Origin of the sequence: Streptomyces sp. NPDC048290, from assembly GCF_040652095.1 — a bacterium.
GTDB lineage: Bacteria > Actinomycetota > Actinomycetes > Streptomycetales > Streptomycetaceae > Streptomyces.
In genome coordinates this window covers 1-26,387 of sequence record NZ_JBEZLM010000038.1, presented here as the reverse complement: position 1 = coordinate 26,387, position 26,387 = coordinate 1, and the positions used below count along the sequence as shown (strand labels likewise).

The following is a 26,387-nucleotide window of genomic DNA, read 5'->3' as shown; positions in this document are numbered from 1 at the left end:
CTTGAGTGGAATAGACTCAACTTTATACACGTTGGATGAGTCAGTACGAGGAGATGGGCCGACGGGCCATCCGGCGCGGGTGCCGAGGGCGATGACGGCGGGGAACGCCGAGGAGGAGACAGCGAACGTGGACGCCGAGCTGACCAACCGGAGCCGGGACGCGATCAACGCGGCCGGCCAGCGGGCCGTGACCGAGGGAAACGCCGATCTGACGCCCGCGCATCTGCTGCTGGCGCTGCTGCAAGGTCAGGACAACGAGAACATCACCGACCTGCTCGCCGCCGTCGACGCCGATCAGGCCGCCGTACGCGCCGGGGCCGAGAAGGTCATCGGGCAGCTGCCCAGCGTGACCGGGTCCACGGTCGCGCCCCCGCAGCCCAACCGGGAACTGCTCGCGGTGATCGCCGACGCCCAGTCCCGCGCCCGTGACCTCGGCGACGAGTACCTCTCCACCGAGCATCTGCTGATCGGTATCGCCGCCAAGGGCGGCCAGGCCGGTGAGGTGCTCACCCAGGCCGGGGCCACCGCCAGGAAGCTCCAGGACGCCTTCCGTACGGCCCGCGGCGCCCGCCGGGTCACCACCGCCGACCCCGAGGGCTCCTACAAGGCCCTGGAGAAGTTCGGCACCGACTTCACCGCCGCCGCCCGCGACGGCAAGCTCGACCCGGTGATCGGCCGCGACCAGGAGATCCGCCGGGTCGTCCAGGTGCTGTCCCGGCGCACCAAGAACAACCCCGTCCTCATCGGTGAGCCCGGCGTCGGCAAGACCGCCGTGGTCGAGGGGCTCGCCCAGCGGATCGTCAAGGGGGACGTCCCCGAGTCGCTGAAGGACAAGCGGCTGGTCGCGCTGGACCTCGGCGCGATGGTCGCGGGTGCGAAGTACCGGGGCGAGTTCGAGGAGCGGCTGAAGACCGTCCTCGCCGAGATCAAGGACTCGGACGGCCAGATCATCACCTTCATCGACGAACTGCACACGGTCGTCGGCGCGGGCGCGGGCGGCGACTCGGCCATGGACGCCGGGAACATGCTCAAGCCGATGCTGGCCCGCGGCGAGCTGCGGATGGTCGGCGCCACCACGCTGGACGAGTACCGCGAGCGGATCGAGAAGGACCCCGCCCTGGAGCGCCGCTTCCAGCAGGTGCTGGTCGCCGAGCCGTCCGTCGAGGACTCCATCGCGATCCTGCGCGGACTCAAGGGCCGCTACGAGGCCCACCACAAGGTGCAGATCGCGGACAGCGCGCTGGTCGCCGCCGCGACCCTGTCCGACCGGTACATCACCTCCCGCTTCCTGCCCGACAAGGCCATCGACCTGGTGGACGAGGCCGCCTCCCGGCTCCGGATGGAGATCGACTCCTCCCCGGTGGAGATCGACGAGCTCCAGCGGGCGGTGGACCGGCTGCGCATGGAGGAACTGGCCCTCGCCAAGGAGACCGACCAGGCGTCCAAGGAGCGGCTGGACAAGCTGCGCCGCGACCTCGCCGACAAGGAGGAGGAGCTGCGCGGGCTGACCGCCCGCTGGGAGAAGGAGAAGCAGTCCCTCAACCGGGTCGGCGAGCTGAAGGAGAAGCTGGACGACCTGCGCGGCCAGGCCGAGCGCGCCCAGCGCGACGGCGACTTCGACACCGCCAGCAAGCTGCTGTACGGGGAGATCCCGGGCGTCGAGCGCGACCTGGAGGCCGCCTCCGAGGCCGAGGAGGAGGCCGCCAAGGACACCATGGTCAAGGAGGAGGTCGGCGCCGACGACATCGCCGACGTGGTCGCCTCCTGGACCGGCATCCCCGCCGGGCGCCTCCTGGAGGGCGAGACGCAGAAGCTGCTGCGGATGGAGGAGGAGCTGGGCAGGCGGCTGATCGGACAGTCCGAGGCCGTCCGCGCGGTCTCCGACGCCGTACGGCGCTCCCGCGCGGGGATCGCCGACCCGGACCGGCCCACCGGCTCGTTCCTCTTCCTCGGCCCGACCGGCGTGGGCAAGACGGAGCTGGCCAAGGCGCTCGCCGACTTCCTCTTCGACGACGAGCGGGCCATGGTCCGTATCGACATGTCCGAGTACAGCGAGAAGCACAGCGTGGCCCGGCTGGTCGGCGCCCCGCCCGGATACATCGGCTACGAGGAGGGCGGCCAGCTCACCGAGGCGGTGCGCAGGCGGCCGTACAGCGTGGTGCTGCTGGACGAGGTGGAGAAGGCGCATCCGGAGGTCTTCGACATCCTGCTCCAGGTGCTGGACGACGGCCGGCTCACCGACGGTCAGGGCCGTACCGTCGACTTCCGCAACACCATCCTGATCCTCACCTCCAACCTGGGCAGTCAGTATCTGGTGGAGCCGCTGACCAGCGCCGAGGAGAAGAAGCAGCAGGTCCTGGAGGTGGTCCGGGCGTCCTTCAAGCCGGAGTTCCTGAACCGGCTGGACGACCTGGTGGTGTTCTCCGCCCTCGACAAGGCGGAGCTGGAGCGGATCGCCCGGCTCCAGATCGACCGGCTCGCCCGGCGGCTCGCCGAGCGCCGGCTCCTCCTCGACGTCACCCCCGAGGCCCTGGCCTGGCTCGCCGACGAGGGCAACGACCCGGCGTACGGCGCGCGCCCGCTGCGCCGCCTGGTGCAGACCGCCATCGGCGACCGGCTCGCCAGGGAGATCCTCTCCGGCGAGGTCAAGGACGGTGACACGGTCCGGGTGGACGCCTTCGGCGAGGGCCTGATCGTCGGCCCGGCGACGGCCCCGGAGAAGACCCTGTAGCCGACGGCCAGCACGTCCTGGGGCGGTCCCTTCCCGCCCTCCGCAGCCTCTCCCGGCCTTATCCCGTCAGCCGACGGCGGACAGAGCCGGGCGGGGCTTGCCACCCCCCTCCCCGGATGGGGGAGGATGGCGGAATCCGTACGAAGGGAAATTCACGGTGACCATCGACCCGTCCTCGATTCCGAACTTCGGGGGCCAGCCCCAGCAGCAGCCCCAAGGACCGGCGGGCCCCGTCGTCCCGGATCAGGACCTCGTGAAGCAGCTCCTCGACCAGATGGAGCTGAAGTACGTCATCGACGAGGAGGGAGACCTCGCCGCGCCGTGGGAGCAGTTCCGTACGTACTTCATGTTCCGCGGCGAGGGTGACCAGCAGGTCTTCTCGGTGCGCACGTTCTACGACCGGCCGCACCAGATCGAGGAGAAGCCCCAGCTCCTGGAGTCGATCGACGACTGGAACCGGCGCACGCTCTGGCCCAAGGTCTACACCCACACCCATGACGACGGCACGGTCCGCCTGATCGGCGAGGCCCAGATGCTGATCGGCCCCGGGGTGAACCTGGAGTTCTTCGTGTCGTCCACGGTCAGCTGGGTCCGCGCGGCGATCGAGTTCGACCGCTGGCTGATCGAACAGCTCGGCCTGGAGCAGGAGGTCAACGACGCGGAGAAGCCCGAGGAGGACGGCGAGTAGTCACCCGCCGCCGCGTCCGCCCCGGACTACGACCGGCTCTCGTCCGGCTCGCGTCCGGCTCTGGCCGGCTTTCGTCCACCCTCCGTGCGTGCGCCGTCCACAGCCTGTGGACGGTGGCACGGCGGGACGGGACCCGTATGGACCCGTGGGGGTGTACCCCGACGGGTCGGCCCCCCGGCGCTAGGCCGCCAGCGCCTTCAGCCGCCCTACGGCCTCCTCCAGGACCCCCGTCCGCTTGCAGAACGCGAACCGGACGAAGGGCGCCCCCTCCTCCCGGTGGTCGTAGAAGACCGCGTTCGGGACGGCGACCACCCCCGCGCGCTCCGGCAGCGCCCGGCAGAACGCGAAACCGTCGCTCTCGCCCAGCGGACGGATGTCGGTGGTGACGAAGTAGGTCCCGGCCGGCCGGAAGACCGCGAACCCCGCGTCCGCGAGGCCCGCCGCCAGCAGATCCCGCTTGGCCAGCAGATCCGCGCGGAACCCGGCGAAGTAGGAGTCCGGCAGCGCCAGCGCCTGCGCCACCGCGTACTGGAACGGCCCCGAGGCCACGTAGGTCAGGAACTGCTTGGCCGAGCGCACCGCGGTGACCAGCTCGGGCGGGCCCGTCACCCAGCCGACCTTCCAGCCGGTGAACGAGAACGTCTTGCCCGCCGAGCCGATGCTGACCGTCCGCTCGCGCATACCGGGGAAGGTCGCCAGCGGCACATGTGCGGCGCCGTCGAACACCAGGTGCTCGTACACCTCGTCCGTGACCACCAGCAGGTCCCGCTCCACCGCCAGCTCCGCGATCGCGGCCAGCTCCGCGCGGGTCAGGACCGTGCCGGTCGGATTGTGCGGGGTGTTGATCAGCAGCAGTCGGGTGCGGTCGGTGACCGCGTCGCGCAGCTCGTCCAGATCGAGCCGGAACGCGCCCTCGCGCGGGCGCAGCGTCACCGGCACACGCCGGGCGCCCGCCATGGCGACACACGCCGCGTACGAGTCGTAGTACGGCTCCAGGGCGATCACCTCGTCGTCCGGCTCCAGCAGTGCCAGCAGCGAGGCGGCGATGGCCTCGGTGGCGCCCGCCGTCACCAGCACCTCGCTGTCCGGGTCCCAGGACAGGCCGTAGTACCGCTCCTGGTGGGCGGTGATCGCGGTGCGCAGCTCGGGGACGCCCGGCCCCGGCGGGTACTGGTTGCCCCGCCCGTCGCGCAGCGCCCGCACCGCCGCCTCCCGGATCTCCTCGGGACCGTCGGTGTCGGGGAACCCCTGCCCCAGGTTGATCGCCCCGGTCCGCACGGCCAGCGCGGACATCTCGGCGAAGATCGTCGTGCCGAACTCGGCGAGACGGCGGTTCAGGACGGGGCGCGCGGCTGAGGTCATGCGGGCCATCCTGCGCCCAAGCTCTTGAGTTCCTCAACTCTGCTTTGAGGCACCGGCCGGGAGGGCATCCCCCGTTCACGCACAGCACGAGACGCCCACGGGGGGTCGTCTCGGGGGGATACGGAAGGAGGGTGACGCCATGGCTCTGGGCATCATCCCGTTCGTGGTTGTGGGAGCGTTCGTCGCCATACTCATCGTCCTGGCCCTGGCGGCCATGCGGGCCCGCAGCGTGCGCCGCCGCGCCCGTGCCCGCGCGAGGGGCCGCCGGGTGTACGGGAGCACCAGCGGGGGCGGCGGAGCCGGTGACTCCGGTGGCGGTGGCAGCTGGTGGTCCTTCGGGGACGGCGGTTCGTCCGGCGACTCCGGTGGGGGCCACTCGTGCGGGGGCGGCGGATCGTCCTCGTCCTGTGGAGGCGGCGGTGGATGCGGTGGAGGCGGCGGCTGACACGGGGCAGCCGGGCTCCTGAAGGGGGAACCGCATCCACCCGCCGAGCGCCCGCCGGGACCCCAGGTCCCGGCGGGCGCTCGTCCATGAGGCACTCCGCTCCGGCGTACGCCCGCACGGCACGGCGTACGCCGTAGTTGAACAGTTGAGCTGAGGAGCCCTCTGAGGGATGGAAACCCCACGAACTTGGGTAAAAACGCTGTGGGGGCCCGGCGGTTCATGATTCCCTCTAAATCACCAACGCGGCCCCCTCGGATGTCCTTCGGACACCTCTGCTTACGGGGCTGACCGGGCCGATCCTCCCGGTGGCGACCGGGGTGCGCCGGACCCACACCGCCTTTCTTCTGCGTGCTAGCGGAGCCGACCCATGCTCACGACCCTGAACACCTCGTACACCGACACGCGCGCGGCCGATCTCGCCTGGACCCTCGGGCGCGAGCCACTGCCCGCACTCGCCACCCTCGATCTCGAACTCGCCGGTGCCAAGCTCCAGTTGAGACTTCTCGGCGCCTCCCACCAAGTCCTGCTGGAGGAGGAGCGGGCCAACTGTTCGGAGACGGTGGCGTGCATCCCCGGCAGCAGCACACCCCTTCCGCTCGGCGTGGCCAAACGCGTGGGCGACTGGGAGTACGAGTTCGCCGCCCGCGTCGAGGCCCTCTCCCCGGGCTCCTTCGCGGGCCGCGCCCAAGAACTCCTCGCCCTGGTCTCCGACCACCCCAACGGCCTGGCCGGGGTCTTCCCGGGCAGTCCGCACGCCTTCACCGCGATGCTGGCCCAGCGCCATGAGGGCCAGGTGCACTGGCGCACCTGGCACGCCTACCCCCAGGACGGCCAACTCGTGGCGACCCGGACCAGGGTGGGGGTGCGGACGCCTGCGGCGGCGGTGCGGTGAGGTGAGGGCGTGCCGGTGAGGTCGCCGGTGGGGGTGCTGGCGGGGGTGCCGGTGGGCGCCGGTCGGGATGACGGCAGGGGGACGGCAGGGGGGACGGCAGGGGGTGCCGACTCCGCTGCCGGTAGCCCGTGGTGCCCTCTGTCGTACCTCTGCCGTATCTCTGTCGTGCCTTCTGCCGTACCTCTGCCGTGCCTTCCGTCGCGCCCTCCGCCGCGCGTCGGTGTGCCCTCCGTGTGCCCTCCGCCGGGCCCCGTCACGCCCGTTGTCGCGCCCGTTGTCGCGCCCGTCGGGCGGCGCCTTCGCGGCGGTCCCGCGTGGCGGGCGATGAAACCCCCGGCACCCCATCAACGCCCAGTTCCACACGTGTGGGTGACATGACGCACCGCACCGGTGACGTAACGTCGCAGTCGTGATCGACCCGCACGCCCCGGCCCCGCCCGGCCCCCCGCCGTCCTGGGGCACCGCCCACGGTCCGGCCGCCGTGCGACTGCCCGTGCGGCCCGGCACCGGCCGGTTCCTGGTCCTGGCCTGCGTCTTCGTCTGCGCCGCCTGCGGCCTGGTCTACGAACTGGAACTCGTCGCCCTCGCCGCGTACTTGATAGGCGACTCGGTCACCCAGGCGTCCATCGTGCTGTCCGTCATGGTCTTCGCCATGGGCATCGGCTCGCTCGCCGCGAAACGCCTGCGGCGGCTCGGCGCGGCCGGTTTCGGCGCCGTCGAGGCCGGTCTCGCCCTGGTCGGCGGATGCAGCGCGATGGCCCTCTACGCGGTCTTCGCCTGGACCGGCGACTGGGGCGGCCTGTGGGCGCACGGCCCCCGTCTCCTCCTGGTCGCCTTCTCCCTGGCCACCGGACTGCTCATCGGCGCCGAGGTGCCGCTGCTGATGGAGCTGATCCAGCGCATCCGCCGCCAGGACGCGGGCGGCGCCGTCGCCGACCTGTTTGCCGCGGACTACGTGGGCGCGCTGGTCGGCGGGCTCGCCTTCCCCTTCCTGCTGCTGCCCTTCCTCGGCCAGCTCACCGGGGCGCTGCTCACCGGCACGGTCAATGTGATCGCCGGGGGCGCGCTGGTCCTCGGCCTCTTCCACCGCGACCTCACCCGCCGGGCCCGCTGGCTGCTGCTGATCACCAACGTCACCGTGCTCGGGCTGCTCGCCTCCGCCGCCGTCCTCGTCGACGACTTCGAACGCGCCGCGCGGCACGCCGTGTACGGCGACGACGTCCGGGTGGCCGTGCAGAGCGAGGTCCAGGAGGTCGTCCTCACCGGCGGCACCGGCGGCACGCCGTTCGCGCTCTTCCTCGACGGGCGGCTGCGGGTCAGCGGCGCGGACGAGCGCCGCTACCACGAGGCGCTGGTCCACCCCGTGATGAACGGCCCCCATGGGCGCGTCCTCGTGCTCGGCGGCGGCGACGGCCTAGCCGTCCGCGAGGTGCTGCGCCACCCCGGGGTGCGCGGGGTCGACCTCGTGGAGATCGACCCCGAGGTGGTCCGCCTCGCCCGCCAGGACCCGGCGCTGGCCGCCCTCAACGGGCATGTGTACGGCGACCCCCGGGTCCATGTCACCGTCGCCGACGCCTTCGGCTGGCTGCGCTCGGCCCCGGCCGGGACGTACGACGTGGTGATCTCCGATCTGCCGGACCCGGCCATCACCGACAGCACCAAGCTGTACTCGCAGGAGTTCTACGGGCTCGCCCGGCGCACGCTCGCCCCCGGCGGCCGGATGGTGGTGCACGCCGGGCCGCTCGCCAGCCGCCCGCGCGGCTTCTGGACCGTCGACGCCACACTGCGCGCCGCCGGGCTGCGGACGTCCCCGTACGCCGTCGGGGGCGGCACCACCGGGTTCGCCGCCGGACCCGACCGGTCGACGGACGCCTCCGAGCGGCCCCACGACTGGGGGTTCGTGCTGGCCGCGCCGGGCTCCGCGCCGCCGCTGGGGCTGGCCGACGGGCCCCGGCCGGACACTCTCACGGCCCAGGCTCTGGCCGCGGGCGCGCGGGCGGCCGAGCGGACCCGGATCGACGGGCTCGCGGTGTCCACGCTGGTGCATCCGCGGTACTGATTCCCCGGCGGCCCGGGTGCGATCACGGCCGTGCTGGGTAGGCTCCACCGACATGGAGCTTGAGGTCTTCATTCCGGTTCCCGCCGAGCGGCTCAGAGCGGTGCTCGACGACCCCGCGCGGGTCGCCCGAGCGCTTCCCGGGCTCCACCAGGAGGCCGGTGCCGAGCCGGTCGCCGGGCGGCTGAAGCTGCGGATCGGCGGGACGACCATCACCTACCGGGGGACCCTGCGGGTCGCTCCGCGGGGGGACGGGTCGTACGGGGTCGCCGTGGACGGGGTCGAGGCCCGGGGCGGCGGGGTGGTGTCGCTGGACCTGGTGCTGACCCTCCGGGAGGGGACGGGGGAGGGGGACGCCGAGGAGCCGGGGACGGTGCTCGTGTTCGCCGGGGCGGGGAGTGTGGGCGGGCGGATCGTGGATCTGCCGGGGGACGCGGTGCGGGGGGCTCTGACGCGGTTGGTGGGGCGGTTCGGGGAGAGCGTGTCCCTGGACGTGGGGAGCGGGGAGTCCCCTGAGGACGGGGCTGAGGACGGTTCCTCCGGGTCCGCGACGTCCGCGACCGAGGGGGCGTCTTCGTCGTTGGAGGGGCTTGTGGACGATGACGAGACACCCACCGGGCCCTCCGGGTCCGCCGAGCCGTCCGGGTCCGCCGAGCCGTCCGGGTCCTCAGGATCCTCGGGGTCGGGTGGGGAGCCGCCTGCCGAGGCGGCTCATGCGCGGCGGACGATGATCGGGCGCAGTGCGGAGGAAGTGGACCATGCGCCGCCGCGTGGGCGGTACGCGCCGGTGCCTGCGCCGCAGACGGTGGCGCCGAGCAGTGCGCTGCGGTGGGCTGCGCCCGCGGCGGCGCTTGCGCTGGCGTCGGCGATCGTGGTGAGTCGGGCGTTGCGGAAGCGGCGGTGAGGGTTGTGTGTTGGGCGCGGGCCGGTGGGGCTCGTTCGCGCAGTTCCTCCCCCAGAGGGGGTGCCCCCAGCGCCCCTGAGAGGGGCGTTGTCGATCAGCCTCTCTTGATGGTCCAAGTAAGGTCATGCGGGTGAGTGACCATGACATCACCCTGACCGCAGGTGACGCCACGCTGACGGTGGACCCCGGTAACGGCGGACGACTGGCGAGCCTGCTGATCGACGGCACGGAACTGCTGCGGCAAGGGGAGCGGTACGGCTGCTTCCCGATGGTCCCCTGGTGCGGGCGGACCCGCGACGGACGGTTCCGGGACGGGGCGACCGTCCACCAGCTGCCCCTGAACTCCCCGCCGCACGCCATCCACGGCACCGCCCGCGACGGAGCCTGGCGCACCGCGCGGGTCTCGGCGGACGAGGCGGTGATCACGTACGACCTGGGCGCGCCCTGGCCCTACCCCGGGCGGGTGACGCAGATCGTGGCGCTCACGGCGGAGAGTCTGACGCTGACCATGGCCGTCGAGACGTACGACGACTCCTTCCCGGCGCAGATCGGGTGGCATCCCTGGTTCAACCGGCGGCTGGACGGCGGGGCGGGGGCGGTGATCGACTTCCGGCCGGGGTGGCAGGAGGAGCGGGGCGACGACCATCTGCCGACCGGGAAGCGGATCGAGCCGCTGCCGGGGCCGTGGGACGACTGCTTCGGGATGCCGGACGGGGTCGAGGTGACCCTCACCTGGCCGGACCGGCTGGAGCTGGTCGTCGGCAGCCGGGAGAAGTGGGTCGTGCTCTACGACGAGCAGGACGCCGCCGTCTGTGTGGAGCCGCAGACCGGGCCGCCGGACGGGCTGAACACCGCGCCGCGCCTGGTCACCCCGCTGGAGCCGCTGGAGGCCACGACCACCTGGCGCTGGCGGCGCCTGTGAGCGGCGTACCGGGGCGCATCTAAGCTGGTCGCATGACGGACGTACGGGGCGAGCTGCTCCAGCAGATCAAGGACAAGGCCGTGGTGCACGGCAAGGTGACGCTCTCCTCGGGCCTGGAGGCCGACTACTACGTCGATCTGCGCCGGGTCACCCTCGACGGCGAGGCCGCCCCCCTGGTCGGCTCGGTGCTGCTCGATCTGACCGACGGTCTGGAGTTCGACGCGGTCGGGGGGCTGACCATGGGCGCCGACCCGGTCGCCGCGAGTATGCTGCACGCCGCCGCCGCCCGGGGGCGCAGGCTGGACGCGTTCGTCGTCCGCAAGGCCGCCAAGGCGCATGGGCTCCAGCGCCGGGTGGAGGGGCCGGACATCGCCGGGCGCCGGGTCCTGGTGGTCGAGGACACCTCCACCACCGGCGGCTCCCCGCTGGCCGCCGTCGAGGCGGTACGGGAGGCGGGCGCCGAGGTGGTCGCCGTCGCCACCATCGTCGACCGGGCCACCGGCGCCGCCGAGAAGATCCAGGAGGGGGCCGGGGTGCCGTATCTCTTCGCGTTCTCCAAGGACGAGCTGGGTCTGGGCTGAGACGGGACTCCGTTCGGCGGGGCGCGTCTGGAAGGATGTGCGTGACGACGGCGTCACATCTCCGAGGTTCCAGGTCAGGGCCTTTCGCAGTAACACCCACCCGCACATATGAGGAGCGGACAGATGCCCATCGCAACCCCCGAGGTCTACAACGAGATGCTCGACCGGGCGAAGGCAGGCAAGTTCGCCTACCCGGCCATCAACGTGACCTCGTCCCAGACCCTGCACGCTGCGCTGCGCGGCTTCGCGGAGGCCGAGAGCGACGGCATCATCCAGATCTCGACCGGCGGTGCCGAGTTCCTGGGCGGTCAGCACAGCAAGGACATGGTGACCGGTGCGGTGGCGCTCGCCGAGTTCGCGCACATCGTCGCCGCGAAGTACGACGTCACGGTCGCGCTGCACACCGACCACTGTCCCAAGGACAAGCTCGACGCGTACGTCCGTCCGCTGATCGCGGTCTCCGAGGAGCGGGTGGCGCGCGGCGAGAACCCGCTGTTCCAGTCGCACATGTGGGACGGCTCCGCCGAGACCCTCGCCGACAACCTCGCCATCGGCCAGGAGCTGCTGGCCCGCGCCGCCGCCGCCAGGATCATCCTGGAGGTGGAGATCACCCCCACCGGCGGTGAGGAGGACGGCGTCACCCACGAGATCAACGACGAGCTGTACACCACCGTCGACGACGCCATCCGCACCGCCGAGGCCCTCGGGCTCGGGGAGAAGGGGCGCTATCTGCTGGCCGCGTCCTTCGGCAATGTCCACGGGGTCTACAAGCCGGGCAATGTCGTGCTCCGCCCGGAGCTGCTCAAGGACCTGAACGAGGGTGTCGCCGCCAAGTACGGGCGTCCGGCCGGTACCAAGGTCTTCGACTTCGTCTTCCACGGCGGCTCCGGCTCCACCGAGGACGAGATCCGCACCGCGCTGGAGAACGGCGTGGTCAAGATGAACATCGACACGGACACCCAGTACGCCTTCACGCGTCCGGTCGCGGGCCACATGTTCGCGAACTACGACGGGGTGCTGAAGGTGGACGGCGAGGTCGGGTCGAAGAAGACCTACGACCCGCGCACCTGGGGCAAGCTCGCCGAGGCGGGGATGGCGGCGCGGGTGGTCGAGGCGTGCGGGAACCTGCGGTCCGCGGGGAACAAGCTGAAGTAGCTTCCGCTTCGTTCGGGGGCCTCGCGCGGTGTCGCGAGGTCCGTGAGTTGTGGCGAGCCCGGCGCTTCGGTGCCGGGCTCGCTGTATATCTGGGTCATGCCTGACGTCCGGATCTCCTCACCGCGGGGCAAGTGGCTCCTGTTCACCACCGTTCTCGGCTCCAGCATGGCGCTGCTGGACTCGACCGTCGTCAATGTGGCCCTCCCGCGCATCGGTGAGGACCTGGACACCGATCTCGCGGCCCTCCAGTGGACCGTCAACGCCTACATGCTCACCCTCGCCGGGCTGATCCTGCTCGGCGGTTCCCTGGGCGACCGCTACGGGCGCCGCAAGGTCTTCCTGATCGGCGTGATCTGGTTCGCCGTGGCCTCGCTGATGTGCGGGCTGGCGCCGAACGCCGAGGTGCTGATCGCCGCGCGGGCCCTCCAGGGCATCGGCGGGGCGCTGCTCACACCGGGGTCGCTGGCCCTGATCCAGGCGTCCGTGCACCCCGACGACCGGGGGCGGGCGGTCGGTCTGTGGTCCGGGTTCGGCGGCATCGGGGCGGCCGTCGGACCGTTCCTCGGCGGCTGGCTGGTGGACGGGCCCGGCTGGCGCTGGGTGTTCCTGCTGAACGTGCCGCTGGCCCTGGTGTGTGTGCCGGTCGCGCTGCGGCACGTACCGGAGTCCGCGGACGGCAGGGCGCACGGGCGGTTCGACGTCCTCGGCGCCTGTCTGGGCGCGCTGTCGCTGGCGCTGGTGACATACGCGCTGATCGAGGCCCGCTCCGGCACCCCCGTGGTGGTGGTGACGGCGGTCGCGGGTGTGGCGGCGGGGGTGGCGTTCATCCAGGTGGAGCGGCGGCGGGCCGATCCGATGATGCCGCTGGACATCTTCGCGTCCCGCCAGTTCACGGCCGTCAACCTGGTCACTCTCTGTGTGTACGCGGCGTTCGGCGGGTTCTTCTTCCTCGCGGTCCTCCAGCTCCAGGTGGTGTCCGGGTACTCGGCGCTCGAAGCCGGTACGGCGCTGCTGCCGACGACCGTGCTGATGCTGCTGTTCTCCGCCCGCTCCGGGGAGCTGTCCGACAAGATCGGGCCGCGTATCCCGCTCACCGTCGGGCCGCTGCTGTGTGCGACGGGGCTGCTGCTGATGACCCGGGTCGGGCCGCACGCCTCCTATCTGACGGACGTCCTGCCCGCGCTGGTGGTGATGGGGCTCGGCATGGTCACGCTGGTCGCGCCGCTCACCGCGACCGTGCTGGCCTCCGTGGACACCGCGCGGGCGGGGCTGGCCAGCGGGATCAACAACGCGGCGGCGCGGGCGGCGGGGCTGGTCGCGGTCGCCGCGCTGCCGCTGCTGTCGGGGATGGGGGAGGACGCGTACCGGTCGCCCACCGCGTTCGACAGTGCGTTCATGCGGGCGATGGTGATCTGTGCGGGGGTGCTGGTCGTGGGGTCGGTGGTGGCGTTCGCGACGGTGCGGCGGCCGGCGCCGGACTGTACGCGGCCGGAGTGTCTGACGCATGGGAGTGTGACGGCTCCGCCGCTGGAGCCGGGGGTCAGGTCTTCGGGGAAGTTGGGGGAGGGGTAGGGGTAAGGGGAGGGGGCGGGGTGAGGGGCGGGGAGGGGTAGGTCTTGGGAGGTACGGGGTCGGGTGGCCCGTAGGGGAGCTGCTCCGGTGGCCGTGGGGGAGAACGTCGCCGGTGGCCGTAGGGGAGCTGCTCCGGTGGCCGTAGGGGATGGGCCGGATGTACGAGACTGGACCCATGACGATTCACGAGAACCTTCTCGGGGGCCCGCCCCCGACCCACCTCCCCGACGACCCCGAGCCGCGTGAGCTGCTGGCCGGCGGGACCCCCGCCGCCGAGGTCGCCGCGAAGTACCCGACGTCCTCGCTGGCCTGGGCGGTCCTCGCCGACGACGCCTACCAGCGGGGCAGCACGGTCGAGTCGTACGCCTACGCCCGGACCGGCTACCACCGCGGGCTGGACTCGCTGCGCCGCAACGGCTGGAAGGGCCACGGCCCGGTGCCGTGGGAGCACGAGCCGAACCGCGGCTTCCTGCGCGCGCTGCACGCGCTCGCGCGGGCCGCGCAGGCGATCGGGGAGCAGGAGGAGTACGAGCGCTGCTCCCAGTTCCTGAAGGACTCCTCGCCGACGGCGGCGCAGACGCTGGGCTGACCGGTCCTGTGTCGTGGGGTGCTCCTGGGACCCGCCTTGCGGGGTGGCGGGGGCACCCCGCAGGATGCGAGGTGGGGACCGGGGCCCCCGTGCCGGAATCGGCAGGGGCGGACCGCTACCCGGAGTGACAACAGGAGACAGCGATGTCCCACGAGGCTCACGAGCCCGCGGCTCCGCATCTCGACTTCCAGGGGACCACCCCGTACGAGGACTACGTCAAGGCGGATGTCCTCACCCACCTCCAGCACACCCTCTCCGACGATCCCGGAGAGATGGTCTTCCTCGTCACGACCCAGGTCATGGAGCTGTGGTTCACCGTCGTCGTCCATGAGTGGGAGACCGCGGCGCGGGCCCTGGCCTCCGACGACGTACCCACCGCGATCGACGCGCTGAAGCGGTCGGTGCGGGAGCTGGAGGCGTTGAACGCCTCCTGGAAGCCGCTCGGGCAGCTCACGCCGCGGCAGTTCAACTCCTATCGGGGCGCCCTCGGGGACGGGTCCGGGTTCCAGTCGGCGATGTACCGGCGGATGGAGTTCCTGCTGGGGGAGAAGTCCTCGTCCATGCTGGTCCCGCACCGGGGCGCGCCCCGGGTGCACGCCGAGCTGGAGAAGGCGCTGCACGAGCCGAGCCTGTACGACGAGGTGCTGCGGCTGCTCGCCCGGCGTGGGTACGCCGTGCCGGAGGCGGTCCTGAACCGGGATGTGGCTCTGCGGTACGAGGGGGACGACGGGGTCGAGCGGGTGTGGGCCGGGATCTACGGGGGCGGTGACGCGGGCCCTGAGGGGTACGGGGCTTCTGAGGGGGACCGGGTTGCTGAAGGTGACCGGGCTACTGAGGGGGACCGGGGCTCCGGTGGTCCGGGGGCCGGTTCCGGGGCGCGGGACGAGGTGGCGCGGCTCGGTGAGGCGCTGACGGACGTGGCCGAGCTGGTGTGGCGGTGGCGCAACGACCATCTGGTCGCCACCCGGCGCGCGATGGGCGCGAAGGCCGGTACGGGGGGTTCGGCGGGGGTGGCCTGGCTGGAGAAGCGGGCCCGCAAGAGCGTGTTTCCCGAGCTGTGGACGGCACGGTCCTATGTCTGACGCGGGTACCGGGGCTGTTGCTGCGGCTGAGTTGGTGCGCCGGGCGGAGAAGCTCGACGCCGGTGATCCGCTCGCCGGTAAGCGGTCGTCGTTCGTGCTCGACGGCACCGTGTACCTGGACGGCAACTCGCTGGGCGCGCTGCCCGTGGGCGTCCCCGCGCGGGTCGCGGACGTGATCGCGCGCGAGTGGGGTGAGCTGCGCATCCGGTCGTGGGACGAGAGCGGCTGGTGGACCGCGCCGGAACGGATCGGCGACCGGATAGCCCCGCTGGTGGGGGCGGCGCCCGGCCAGATCGTGGTCGGCGACTCCACCAGCGTGAATGTGTTCAAGGCGATGGTGGGGGCCGCCCGTATGGCCGGGCCCGGCCGGGACGAGATCCTCGTCGACGCCACCACGTTCCCCACGGACGGGTACATCGCGCGGTCCGCCGCCCGGCTCACGGGCCGTACGGTACGGGCGGTACGGCCCGAGGACGTGCCGGACGCGCTGAGCGGTCGTACGGCGGCGGTGCTGCTGAACCATGTCGACTACCGCACGGGACGGCTGTACGACCTGCCCGGTCTGACGGCCGCCGTCCGGGCGGCGGGCGCGGTCTCCGTGTGGGACCTCTGCCACAGCGCGGGGGCCCTGCCGGTGGGGCTGGACGAGCACGGGGTCGACCTGGCGGTCGGCTGCACCTACAAGTACCTCAACGGGGGGCCTGGCTCACCGGCGTACCTGTATGTGAGCCGGGCCCGGCAGGACGCCTTCGACTCACCGCTGCCCGGCTGGACCTCACATACGGACCCGTTCGGAATGCGCGGCACATATGAACCGGCTCCCGGGGCGGTCCGTGGGCGTGTCGGGACCCCCGACATCCTGTCGATGCTGGCCCTGGAGGCGGCACTTGATGTCTGGGACGGCGTGTCACTGGCGGACGTCCGGGCCAAGTCCCTCGCCCTGGGGGACTTCTTCCTGGAGTGCGTGGCGGCGTATGTGCCGGACGGCCGGGTGGAGTGTGTGACTCCGCGGGCGCACGGGGAGCGGGGGAGCCAGGTCGCGCTGCGGTGCGGTGGAGCGGAGGCGGTGATGCGGGAGTTGATCTCGCGGGGGGTGGTGGGCGACTTCCGCCACCCCGATGTGCTGCGCTTCGGACTGACGCCGCTGTATGTGGGGTTCGGGGATGTGGAGCGGGCGGCGCGGGTGCTTGCGGTGGTGTTGGAGGGGGTGGGCGGGGAGGTGGGGGTGGGGTGATCCGGGGTCGGGTTGGTTCAGGATCGGGGTGATCCGGTGCCGGGGTTGATCCGGTATCGGGTTGATCCGGCGTCGGGTGAGGGTTCGGCGGTGGTGAGGGTCCGGTCGTGGGGTCGTGCGTACCGGCGTTGTGGTGCGCGGCTTCTGACGGACCCTCATCCCGCCGCGTACGTAAGCATCCGTATCCGCACAACAGAACCGTTTACCCCTCACCCAGCGTGACATCCGCGTGTCCCCGCACGTCACCTGACTGATACCGTCCCCGCCAACGGCCGTATCCCCACCTGGTCCGCCACTGCCTCCCCCCGTGCCGCAAGCCGGGGAGGTATCCCCATCGCCGTTGAGAGGTTGGAGCATGCCGGACGACGTCGCCGCAGCCAGGGCCGCAGTGGAGGCCGCCGAGGAGGCGTCGGCCTTCTCGCATCCGCCCGTCGAGCCCGACGCCACCGCCGCGTACGGCGACCATCCCGACCAGGTGATCGACTTCTACGCTCCCCGGGCGGCCTTCGAGGGCGAGGCGTCCTCCCTCGCTCCGCTCGTCGTCGTGCTGCACGGCGGTGCCTGGCGTGCGGCCCATGACCGGCGGCACATCAGCCCGTTCGCCGGTTTCCTGGCCCGCAGGGGGTTCGCGGTGGCCAACGTCGAGTACCGGAGGGGGGCTCTGGACGCCCCGGGCGCCTCCGAGGCATTGGGCGCCTCCGCCGGGCCTGAGCCCGGCATCGGGGCGCCGCTCGCTCCGGCCGGGCGCTGGCCGGACACCCTCGATGACGTGGCCACCGCGCTCGACGCCCTCCCCGCGCTCGTACGGGAGTCCCTCCCGCAGGCCGATCCGCGCCGGACGGTCGTCACCGGTCACTCCGCGGGCGGTCATCTCGCGCTGTGGGCGGCGGCCCGGCACGTCCTGCCCGCCGACGCCCCGTCCCTCTGGCGTACGCCTCGGCCGGCGCCGCTACGGGGAGTGGTCGCCCTCGCGCCGATCGCCGATCTCTCGGTCGCGGAGAAGCTGGATGTGTGCGGTGGGGCACCCGTACAACTTCTGGGTGGCCGAGACGAGTTCACCGCCCGGCGGCCGTACGCCGACCCGGCGCTGCTGCTGCCCACCGGGATCGCCACGGCGCTGGTGCAGGGGATGACGGACGCGGTGGTGCCGCAGGCGGTCGCCGAGTCGTACGCGGAGGCGGCGGCTAAGGCGGGCGAGGTGGTGGGGCTGACCCTGCTGGAAGAAGTGGGGCACTTTCCGCTGATCGACCCGGCGGCGGACGCGTGCGCGGTGGTGGTGGAGGAGATCGCTCAGCTGGCTTGGTGAGGGGCGGTGCCGTGGGGGTGGGGCGGTGTTGCTGGTGGGGTGCCGGTGCGGGTTCCGGTGTCGGTGGTGAGGCGTCGGTGCGGGTTCCGGTGCCGGTGGTGAGGCGTCGGTGCCGGTGTCGCTGATGAGGCGTTGGTGCCGGTGTCGGTGGTGAGGCGTTGGTGCCTGGGAGTGACCCGGCTGGTGTGGTGGCGGTCGGTCGGTCATACCCGTAGTACCTGAGAGGGACCTCGTGGAACCGCTCGCTGGCGGGACGCGAGCGACACGCGCGGCTCCGTAATTTCCCCAGGAGAGCGGCTCGATGGACGGGCCGTGGGGGGAGGCACGGGCATGGGCGGCGGGTTGGGCGGTTCGGGGACGGTCGGGGCGGTCGGGGGCTGCGGCGAGGTTGGTTCCGGCAGTGTCGGGTCTGCGGCGGTCGGGTCTGGGGCGGGCGGGGGTCGTGGCAAGGGCGGTTCCGGGGCGGTCGGTTCGGGTGTGGGTCGCCGTCCGGTGCGCGGGGATACGGGCCCCCGCCTCACGGCCCGTTGGCTGCGGGCCTTTCTCGCCGCTCTCGTCATGGGCGCCCTGGTGGTGCCGCTCGCCGCGGCCACCCGGCCCCGCGTGCCCGCGCCTCCCCCGGCCGACCTGGGCCGGGTCACGGCACGGACGCTCGACGCGGCGTACGCGGCCAACCGTGCCAACGCCGCCGAGGCGGCCCGTATGGCGGAGGACCACGGCGACCGCCGACGCGCGGCGGTGGAGCGCGCGATGGCCAGGGACCCCGCCCGCCGGCTCCTCGTCTTCGACGGCCGGGGACCGGGCCGGGCCGCCGAGGTCTTCGGCGACCTGGCGGACGCCGACCGGGTCGCCGTCCTGATACCCGGCTCCGACACCACCCTCGACACCTATGACCGCTTCCGCGCCACGGCCGAGTCCCTGCACCGCCAACTCGGGTCGCGGGCCCCGGCGGGCAGCCGTACGGCGGTGATCGCCTGGCTCGGCTACGCGACACCGGGCACGGTCGGTACGACGGTCATGACCACGGGGCGGGCGGAGCAAGCCGCCCCGGAACTGGCGGAGTTCGTCGCCGGTCTGTACGGGATCGCCGGGCCGGACACCCAGGTCTCCCTGCTGTGCCACTCCTACGGCTCGGTGGTCTGCGCCCGGACGGCCCCGGCACTGGAGCGGGCGGGGACCCCGGTCGCCGACATCGTCTTCGTCGGCAGCCCGGGAACGGGCGTGGACCGGGCGTCCGATCTGCGCACCTCCGCCCGGGTGTGGGCGGGCCGGGGCGCGGGCGACTGGATCGCGGACGTGCCGCATGTGCGGGCGGACCTCTTCGGGACGACGGTCGGTTTCGGCACCGACCCGATGTCCCCGGCGTACGGCGCCCGCCGCTTCCCGGCCGGTTCCGTCGGACACAGCGACTACTTCACTCCGGGCTCCGAGTCGCTGGCCGGTCTCGCACGGATCGTGCTCGGCGAGACCACAGAGGTGCGCCATGACTGAGAGGACCGAGCGGGCGGCATCCCACCCGGGGGCCGCGAGGTTCCGCGGCGCCGGTGCCACCGGCGGCCGGTTCGGTGCCGCGCTGCGCCACCGGGCCCGCCGGGTCGACGCGGCCACCCCGCCGGACCGGGACCGCGCGGTGGACGCCCTGCGCGGCTTCGCGATCCTCGGTGTGGTCCTGGGCCACTGGCTGGTGACGGCGCTGGTGGCCGACGGCGACACCCTGCGCGCGGTCAGTCCGCTGGACCCGATGCCCTGGCTGGCCCCGGTGTCCTGGCTGTTCCAGACGCTGGCGGTGTTCTTCCTGGTGGGCGGGCATGTGGCGACCCGGAGCCTGGCGTCGGCGCGGGCCCGGGGCATCGGCTACCGCCCATGGCTGACCGCCCGGCTGTCCCGGCTCTTCGCCCCGGTGCTGACCGTCCTCACCCTGTGGACGGTCATGGCGGTCGCGCTGCTGCTGGCCTCGGCCGACCTCACCACGCTGTACACCCTGCTCAAACTCGCCCTGTCCCCCCTGTGGTTCCTGCTGGTCTTCGCCGCGTTGACGGCGGCGACCCCGCTGCTGACGCGGCTCAGCCCGCTGTGGCCGCTGGCGGTCGTGCTCCATGTCGACCTGGTCCGCTTCGGTCTCGGCGGCCCCGACTGGCTGGGCTGGGTGAATCTGGCGGCGGGCTGGCTGGTGCCGTACACGCTGGGCGCCGCCTGGACACGCGGTGAGCTGGAGCGGCCCCGCGCGGGCCGGACCCTGCTGATCGGGGGCGCGGTGACGACGGCCGGGCTGGTGGCCTTCGGCGGGTATCCGGCCTCGATGGTGGGGGTGCCGGGCGCCGAGGTGTCCAACCTGAACCCGCCCACGCTGGCCGCCGTGACCTTTGGGCTGGCGCAGTGCGGGCTCGCTCTGCTGCTGCGCGGTCCGTTGCGCCGCTGGATGCGCCGCCCGACGGCGTGGGCGGCGGTGGCGCTGCTCAACCTCTCGGCGATGACGATATTCCTCTGGCACCAGACGGCGATGATGGCGACCACGGTGACGGCCCTGTCGGCGGGTCGGCTGCCCGGTCTGCACACCCGCCCCGACGACCTGGCCTGGGTCGCCCACCGGCTGGCCTGGCTCCCGGTGTTCGCCGTGGCGCTGGCGGTGTGCTGGGCGGCGTTCCGGTTCCGGGAGCAGGGGCGCCCGGCGCGTGGCCCACGGGGAAGGTCCCGCCCCACGGTGGTTCGGGCCCGGCACACACCGGCGCCTCTGCCCCCGGCTCCGCCCTCTCCCCGGTCCGTGTCCACGTCGTCGCCCTGGACGTCGTCCCCATCCACAGCCCCATCCACAGCCCCATCCACGCCCTCGTCCGCCTTCTCGGCCGGGCGGGAGCCGGTGGCGGCGGCGCTGCGGCGGAGGTCGACCGGTGTCTAGGGTGAGCGGCATGAACGGCAGGGGGGACCGGGGCGGACGCTCCGGGAAGAAGCCGGGGCGGACCGGCCCCGATGCGCGGAGTGCGACGGCGGCGGGGGCGTCCGGCGGCCGGGGAGCGGACGGCAGGACACCCGTCACCGCGGACGGCGTGCCCCCCGAGGACCTGATGCCGGGACGGCCCGGCGCGGACACCTGGCTGGACCCGCGCCGCGCCGCAGCGTGGCTGCGGACGCTCGGCCACGACCTGCGCAACCTGTCGTACGATCCGATGCCCCCGTCGCTCTGGCTGCGCTGGCTGCCGCACGGGCTGGTCGTGCTGCTGGCGGTGGTCCTGGTGGCGACCGATGTCCAGCAGTTCGCGGACGGGTACCGGCTGGGCGTCGAGTTCGCCGTGATCGCCGCCCTGGTGCAGGGCGGGGCGGTGGTGCTGGCGCCCTGGTACCCGGCGGCGGCGTGCTGGCTGTCGCTGACGACGGTGGTGGTGACGGCGCTCGACGCCCGCGAGCAGCTCCTGTCCGTCCCCATGGTGGAGGGCGCGCCCTGGCCCTGGTCGCCGTCCACCATGAGCGCGCACGCCGTCGTGCTGTTCCTGCTGGCGCTGCGCGTACGGCCCGCGGTCGCGGTGACGGCCGTCGGGACGACCGCGCTGGTCACCTGGCTCGTCCAGGGCGTGCTGGGCGCGGCGGGGCACAATCCGAATGGCGCCTTGGCGGTGGCCCTGTTCGCGGCGGTCACCCTGGTCGGCGCGGCCCTGCGCGGGCGCCGGGTGGCACGGGTGAAACTGGTGGAGCAGACCGGTATCACGGCGGAGGAGCGCGCCCGGCGCACCCTGCTGGAGGAGCGCAGCCGGATCGCGCGGGAACTGCACGATGTGGTGGCGCACCACATGTCGGTGATCTCCATACAGGCACAGGTGGCCCCCCACCTGGTGGAGAACCCGCCGGACGAGCTGAAGGAGAACCTCGACGGCATCCGCCAGAACGCCCTGGAGGCGCTCACCGAACTCCGCCGGGTGCTGGGTGTGCTGCGCTCGGAGCACCCCGGGGACGCCGAGGGCCTGGCGACCGGGTCCGCGCCGCACGCTCCGCAGCCCACGCTGGACCGGCTGGACGACCTGATCGACAACACCCGCGCGGCGGGCCTCACGATCGTCACGGACATCCGGGGCGAGCGGAGCCGCCCGTACCCGCCGGGGGTGGAGCTGTCGGCGTACCGGATCATCCAGGAGGCGCTGAGCAACGCGCTGCGGCACGCGCCGGGTTCGTCGGTGCGTGTGGAGATCAGTCACTTCGGGAACGGCCTCTACCTGGGGGTGATCAACTCCCGTCCGAGCGGCCCGGTGCAGCCGTCGCCGGGCGCGGGCCACGGTCTGCTCGGCATGCGGGAGCGGGCGACGATGCTGGGCGGCTACCTCCACGCGATCAGAACGCTGCACGGCGGCTTCTCCGTGTCGGCGTTCCTGCCGAGGGACGGCACGGCGGAGCACCCCACCGACCCCCCGCCCGGTCCCGCCCGGACCGGCTCCACCAAGGACCCGAAGGACAAGAACCGATGACCAGCGGCACGATTCGCGTACTGATCGCCGACGATCAGCAGATGGTCCGGCAGGGCTTCACCGTGCTGCTCAACACCCAGGCGGACATCGAGGTGGTGGGCCAGGCGGTGAACGGTCTCGAGGCGGTGGCGAAGACCGCCGAACTGGCCCCGGACGTCGTCCTGATGGACATCCGCATGCCCGAACTGGGCGGCATCGAGGCGACCCGCAGAGTCACCACCGACACCACCCACACCAAGGTCCTCGTCCTGACCACGTTCGACCTGGACGAGTATGTGTACGAGGCGCTGCGCGCCGGGGCGTCCGGCTTCCTCCTCAAGGACGCCTCTGCGGACCAACTGGCGGAGGCGGTACGGGTGGTGGCGGCCGGTGACGCGCTGCTGGCGCCCGGGATCACCCGGCGGCTGATCGCGGAGTTCTCCCGGCTGGGCGCCTCGCCGCCGGCCCCGCTGAAGCAGCGGGTGGCGGATCTGACGGAGCGCGAGACCGAGGTGCTGTCCCTGATCGCCCGTGGACTGTCCAACGCGGAGATCGCCCAGCGGCTGGTGGTCGCCGAGCAGACGGTGAAGACCCATGTCAGCCGCATCCTGGTGAAACTGGGCCTGCGGGACCGCACCCAGGCGGCGGTGTTCGCCTACGAGTCGGGAGTGGTCCGTCCCACGGGCTACTGACATCGCGCCCGGTGGTGCCGGTCAGGGCGGGCCGGGGCGCGGGCGATGATCCCTGGCGGGCTGGCGGGCTGGCGGGCTGGCGGGCTGGCGGGCTGGTGGGCTGGTGGGCTGGTGGGCTGGTGGGCTGGCGGGCTGGCGGGCCGGGGCGCCTGCGTGTTCCGGCGCGGCCCCGGGCGGAGGACGTTCGTTCTCCACCCCGTAGTACCTGAGACGGACCCGGTATGACCCGTCTCACTGGTGACGACGGTGGGGCGGGGTGGCGCATACCGTTTTCTGTGTGAGTGAGACGACCCAGACGATTCCGACCTCGCCGGAGGCTGACGGCGGGGCGTACCGGCGCAGTCCTGAGTTCCGGATGGCCGCCGATGCCCTGCGCGGGCTGCGGCAGGACCTGGTGGAGGACGCGTTCGCCTACCGGCCGCTGCCCCCGATGGCCATGGACGGCCGCTTCACCCGGCGCCTGCGGGGGCGGGCGAGGGAGTACGTGGCCTACACGCCGCACGCGGTGGTGTGCGCGCTCGGCGCGATCGCGTTCCTGACCGGCTGGTTCAGCGGTTCCGGAGGCCCGGTCCCGCTGCTGACGGGGCTGCTCGGGCTCGTGCCCGTGCTGGCGACCCTGGTACGGCCCGTCGGCGCCTTCTGGATGTCGATGGCCGCCACCCCGCTCGCCGCGATATCCGGCGAGTGGTACGACTGGCCCTGGTCGCCGGGCACCCTCTTCACGCATCTGACGGTGCTGACGGTCGTGGCCCTGCGCACCCATCCGCGCACGGCGGCCTGGATGTGGCTGCTGACCGCCGCGTACAGCCTGCTCGCCGAGACGGGCCTCGGCCGGGGGCTCGACGGTGGCACCTCCGGACCCGTGCTGTTCGGCTCCGCCCTGATCCTTCTCGCGATTTCCCTCGGTCACATCCGCAGTGCGGCCACCAAGGAGGTCAGACAGGCCAAGCAGGAGGTCACCGCGCAGCAGACGGTCACCGCCCACGAGCGCTCCCGGCGCACCCTGCTGGAGGAGCGCACCACCATCGCCCGCGAGCTGCACGACGTCGTGGCGCACCACATGTCCGTGGTCGCCATCCAGGCCGAGGCCGCCCCCTACCGGGTGGAGAACCCCCCGCCCGAGCTGGAGCGCGCCTTCGCCACCATCCGGGAGAACGCGGTCGCCGCGCTCACCGAACTGCGCCGCGTCCTCGGCGTGGTGCGCGCCGAGGACTACCAGGCCCCCGACGCCCCGCAGCCCACCCTGGGCGACCTGGACCGGCTGCTGGACAACGTCCGTGAGGCGGGCCTGGGCGTGGAGAAGACGGTGACCGGCGCGGTCCGGGAGCTGCCGCAGGGCGTGGAGCTGTCGGCCTACCGGATCGTGCAGGAGGCGCTCAGCAACTCGCTCAGACACGCGCCGGGCGCGGTGGCGCGGGTCGAGGTGGGCTATGTGCTCGGTGGGCTGGGGCTGCGGATAGTGAACGACCCGCCGCCCAACCCGTCCCTGATCAAGCCCTCGCCCGGCGCGGGACACGGCATCACCGGGATGCGTGAGCGGGTCTCCATGCTCAGTGGGGAGATGACGGCGGGGGCGATGGACGACGGAGGCTATGAGGTGGCGGTGTTCCTGCCGGTCGCCCGGGTGGATGAGGGTGACGCATGACCATTCGCGTGCTGATCGCGGACGACCAGATGATGGTGCGTGAGGGCTTCTCGGTCCTGCTGAACGCGATGCCGGACATCGAGGTCGTCGGCGAGGCCGTCAACGGCCGCGAGGCGGTCGAGCGGGTGCGCGAGCTGGCGCCGGACGTGGTCCTGATGGACATCCGGATGCCGGAGCTGAACGGCATCGAGGCGACCCGGGAGATCGTCGCGGCGGACGGCGGGGCCAGGGTGCTGGTGCTGACCACCTTCGACCTGGACGAGTACGTGTACCAGGCGCTGCGGGCGGGAGCCTCCGGGTTTCTGCTCAAGGACGCCTCGGCGCGGCAGCTCGCCGACGGGGTGCGGGTGGTGGCCGGCGGGGAGGCGCTGCTGGCGCCGTCGGTCACCCGGCGGCTGATCACGGAGTTCTCGAAGCTGTCCGACGCGCCCCGGGTGATGGCCTCCGCCCAGGCGGCGTACGGCGAGCTGACCGAGCGGGAGACGGAGGTGCTGGTGCTGATCGCGCAGGGGCTGTCCAACGCGGAGATCGCCGAGCGGCTGGTGGTCGCCGAGTCCACGATCAAGACCCATGTGAGCCGGGTCCTGGTGAAGCTCGGGCTGAGAGACCGTACGCAGGCGGCGGTGTTCGCCTACGAGGCGCGACTCGTCACACCGGGCTAGCGGGAACGGGGGGGCGCTCCGGCAGCGGCGCGGCAGCGGTGGCGGTGGCGGTGGCGGTGGCCGCTGGGCTGGGGGAACGGTGGGAACGGTCTGGTCAGGCCGGTGGGCGGCGGGCTAGCGTCCGGTCATGGCACATGGTGATATTTCGCAGGTGTTCGACCCGTGGGACCCGGAGTTTCTGGCCGACCCCTATCCGGCGTACGCGCGGTTGCGGGCGCGGGGGCGGGTGATCCGGTACGAGCCCAGTGACCAGTGGCTGGTGCCGCATCACGCGGATGTGTCGGCGCTGCTGCGGGACCGGCGGCTGGGGCGGGCGTATCAGCACCGCTTCTCGCACGAGGAGTTCGGGCGGACGGCGCCTCCGGCGGAGCAGGAGCCGTTCCACACGCTGAACGACCACGGGATGCTCGACCTGGAGCCGCCGGACCACACGCGGATCAGGCGGCTGGTGTCGAAGGCGTTCACCCCGCGGACGGTGGAGCGGCTGAAGCCTTATGTGGAGCGGCTGGCGGGGGAGCTGGTCGACGGGCTGGTGCGGGAGGGCGGGGGTGATCTGCTGGCGGATGTGGCGGAGCCGCTGCCGGTGGCGGTGATCGCGGAGATGCTCGGTATCCCGGAGGGCGAGCGGGCGCCGCTGCGGCCCTGGTCGGCGGACATCTGCGGGATGTACGAGCTGAACCCGTCGCAGGAGACGGCGGTGCGGGCGGTGCGGGCGTCGGTGGAGTTCTCGGAGTATCTGCGGGAGCTGATCGCCGAGCGGCGCAAGGAGCCGGGGGACGATCTGATCTCCGGGCTGATCGAGGCGCATGACGAGGGGGACCGGCTGACCGAGCAGGAGATGATCTCCACGGCGGTGCTGCTGCTCAACGCCGGGCACGAGGCGACGGTGAACGCGACGGTCAACGGGTGGTGGGCGCTGTTCCGGAACCCGGAGCAGTTGGCGGCGCTGCGGGCGGACCGCGCGCTGGTGCCGTCGGCGGTGGAGGAGCTGATGCGGTACGACACTCCGCTCCAGTTGTTCGAGCGGTGGGTGCTGGACGACATCGAGATCGACGGGCAGGTGATCCCGCGCGGATCGGAGCTGGCGCTGCTGTTCGGTTCGGCCAACCATGATCCGGCGGTGTTCACCGATCCCGAGCGGCTCGATCTGCGCCGGGGCGACAATCCGCACATCTCCTTCAGCGCGGGTATCCACTACTGCATCGGCGCCCCGCTGGCCCGTATCGAGCTGGCGGCGTCCATGACCGCCCTGCTCGATCGGGCTCCGGAACTCCGCCTCGCCGCGGAGCCGGAGCGCAAGCCGAACTTCGTCATCCGGGGGTTGGAGGGGCTGAAGGTGGAGGTCTAGTGCTGTGACCGGATAGGTTCGCCGGGTTGGTCAGGCGGCGGTGGTGAGGGGGCGTCCGCCCCAGCGGATGCCTTTCTCGCTTCGTATGCGG

The 26,387-nt window shown here is 72.6% G+C and carries 22 protein-coding genes; 21 read left to right on the top strand and 1 reads right to left on the bottom strand.

The features are described from left to right. Window positions 1–127 precede the first annotated feature (127 nt). Together clpB and AB0D49_RS38965 are read left to right on the top strand one after the other, a co-directional pair. Window positions 128–2,731 (top strand): ATP-dependent chaperone ClpB, encoded by a 2,604-nt coding sequence (gene clpB, locus AB0D49_RS38970; RefSeq protein WP_362768130.1) that lies wholly within the window; start codon window positions 128–130, stop codon window positions 2,729–2,731. Between the two features lie 157 nt (window positions 2,732–2,888). After that, the gene (locus tag AB0D49_RS38965) at window positions 2,889–3,419 is read left to right on the top strand and encodes a YbjN domain-containing protein (RefSeq protein WP_362768009.1); all 531 of its coding nucleotides are present in this window, start codon (window positions 2,889–2,891) and stop codon (window positions 3,417–3,419) included. 180 nt (window positions 3,420–3,599) lie between these two features. Here the strand turns inward: AB0D49_RS38965 and AB0D49_RS38960 are convergent, their stop codons facing one another. Further along, the gene (locus AB0D49_RS38960) at window positions 3,600–4,790 is read right to left on the bottom strand and encodes a pyridoxal phosphate-dependent aminotransferase (protein ID WP_362768006.1); all 1,191 of its coding nucleotides are present in this window, start codon (window positions 4,788–4,790) and stop codon (window positions 3,600–3,602) included. 130 nt (window positions 4,791–4,920) lie between these two features. On the opposite strand from AB0D49_RS38960, the gene AB0D49_RS38955 reads away from it, so the two are divergent. The 19 genes from AB0D49_RS38955 (at window position 4,921) to AB0D49_RS38865 (ending at window position 26,296) form a co-directional block, all read left to right on the top strand. Beyond that, the gene (locus AB0D49_RS38955; RefSeq protein ID WP_362768003.1) at window positions 4,921–5,226 is read left to right on the top strand and encodes a hypothetical protein; all 306 of its coding nucleotides are present in this window, start codon (window positions 4,921–4,923) and stop codon (window positions 5,224–5,226) included. A 367-nt stretch (window positions 5,227–5,593) separates the two neighbouring features. Further along, the gene (locus AB0D49_RS38950; RefSeq protein ID WP_362768000.1) at window positions 5,594–6,118 is read left to right on the top strand and encodes a DUF2617 family protein; all 525 of its coding nucleotides are present in this window, start codon (window positions 5,594–5,596) and stop codon (window positions 6,116–6,118) included. 409 nt (window positions 6,119–6,527) lie between these two features. Then, window positions 6,528–8,177: a polyamine aminopropyltransferase gene (locus AB0D49_RS38945; RefSeq protein ID WP_362767997.1), complete on the top strand. Its 1,650-nt coding sequence runs from the start codon at window positions 6,528–6,530 to the stop codon at window positions 8,175–8,177. 52 nt (window positions 8,178–8,229) lie between these two features. Then, on the top strand, window positions 8,230–9,078 hold the full coding sequence (locus AB0D49_RS38940) for an SRPBCC domain-containing protein (protein ID WP_362767994.1): 849 nt from the start codon (window positions 8,230–8,232) through the stop codon (window positions 9,076–9,078). Between the two features lie 130 nt (window positions 9,079–9,208). After that, window positions 9,209–10,000, top strand: coding sequence for an aldose 1-epimerase (locus AB0D49_RS38935; RefSeq protein ID WP_362767991.1), 792 nt, complete (start codon window positions 9,209–9,211; stop codon window positions 9,998–10,000). A gap of 32 nt (window positions 10,001–10,032) precedes the next feature. Then, window positions 10,033–10,581 carry an orotate phosphoribosyltransferase gene (gene pyrE / locus AB0D49_RS38930; protein WP_362767988.1) on the top strand — a complete coding sequence of 183 codons (549 nt, stop codon included), beginning with the start codon at window positions 10,033–10,035 and terminating at the stop codon, window positions 10,579–10,581. Between the two features lie 123 nt (window positions 10,582–10,704). Continuing rightward, entirely contained in the window at window positions 10,705–11,736 is a 1,032-nt protein-coding gene (gene fbaA / locus AB0D49_RS38925; RefSeq protein ID WP_362767985.1) for a class II fructose-bisphosphate aldolase, read from the top strand. A 96-nt stretch (window positions 11,737–11,832) separates the two neighbouring features. Further along, window positions 11,833–13,308 carry an MFS transporter gene (locus AB0D49_RS38920; RefSeq protein WP_362767982.1) on the top strand — a complete coding sequence of 492 codons (1,476 nt, stop codon included), beginning with the start codon at window positions 11,833–11,835 and terminating at the stop codon, window positions 13,306–13,308. A gap of 175 nt (window positions 13,309–13,483) precedes the next feature. Continuing rightward, window positions 13,484–13,897, top strand: a complete 414-nt coding sequence (locus tag AB0D49_RS38915) for a DUF3151 domain-containing protein (RefSeq protein WP_362767979.1) — start codon at window positions 13,484–13,486, stop codon at window positions 13,895–13,897. 143 nt (window positions 13,898–14,040) lie between these two features. Further along, the gene (locus tag AB0D49_RS38910) at window positions 14,041–14,979 is read left to right on the top strand and encodes a tryptophan 2,3-dioxygenase family protein (RefSeq protein ID WP_362767976.1); all 939 of its coding nucleotides are present in this window, start codon (window positions 14,041–14,043) and stop codon (window positions 14,977–14,979) included. Next, window positions 14,972–16,213 (top strand): kynureninase, encoded by a 1,242-nt coding sequence (gene kynU / locus AB0D49_RS38905; RefSeq protein WP_362767973.1) that lies wholly within the window; start codon window positions 14,972–14,974, stop codon window positions 16,211–16,213. The genes AB0D49_RS38910 and kynU overlap by 8 nt, the downstream gene beginning before the upstream one ends. 355 nt (window positions 16,214–16,568) lie before the next feature. Beyond that, complete coding sequence (locus AB0D49_RS38900) at window positions 16,569–17,519, top strand: alpha/beta hydrolase (RefSeq protein ID WP_362767970.1); 951 nt, start codon at window positions 16,569–16,571, stop codon at window positions 17,517–17,519. A gap of 492 nt (window positions 17,520–18,011) precedes the next feature. Beyond that, window positions 18,012–19,010, top strand: coding sequence for an alpha/beta hydrolase (locus AB0D49_RS38895; protein WP_362767968.1), 999 nt, complete (start codon window positions 18,012–18,014; stop codon window positions 19,008–19,010). Further along, a complete protein-coding gene (locus AB0D49_RS38890) occupies window positions 19,003–20,415 on the top strand; it encodes an acyltransferase (protein ID WP_362767966.1) in 1,413 nt (470 codons plus the stop codon). Before AB0D49_RS38895 ends, AB0D49_RS38890 begins: the two co-directional genes overlap by 8 nt. Before the next feature lie 10 nt (window positions 20,416–20,425). Continuing rightward, window positions 20,426–21,970: a sensor histidine kinase gene (locus AB0D49_RS38885; RefSeq protein WP_362767962.1), complete on the top strand. Its 1,545-nt coding sequence runs from the start codon at window positions 20,426–20,428 to the stop codon at window positions 21,968–21,970. Beyond that, entirely contained in the window at window positions 21,967–22,641 is a 675-nt protein-coding gene (locus tag AB0D49_RS38880) for a response regulator transcription factor (RefSeq protein ID WP_362767959.1), read from the top strand. The genes AB0D49_RS38885 and AB0D49_RS38880 overlap by 4 nt, the downstream gene beginning before the upstream one ends. A gap of 277 nt (window positions 22,642–22,918) precedes the next feature. Then, window positions 22,919–24,286, top strand: a complete 1,368-nt coding sequence (locus AB0D49_RS38875) for a histidine kinase (RefSeq protein ID WP_362767956.1) — start codon at window positions 22,919–22,921, stop codon at window positions 24,284–24,286. After that, on the top strand, window positions 24,283–24,948 hold the full coding sequence (locus AB0D49_RS38870; protein WP_362767953.1) for a response regulator transcription factor: 666 nt from the start codon (window positions 24,283–24,285) through the stop codon (window positions 24,946–24,948). Before AB0D49_RS38875 ends, AB0D49_RS38870 begins: the two co-directional genes overlap by 4 nt. A 127-nt stretch (window positions 24,949–25,075) precedes the next feature. Beyond that, entirely contained in the window at window positions 25,076–26,296 is a 1,221-nt protein-coding gene (locus tag AB0D49_RS38865) for a cytochrome P450 (RefSeq protein ID WP_362767950.1), read from the top strand. Window positions 26,297–26,387: the final 91 nt, after the last annotated feature.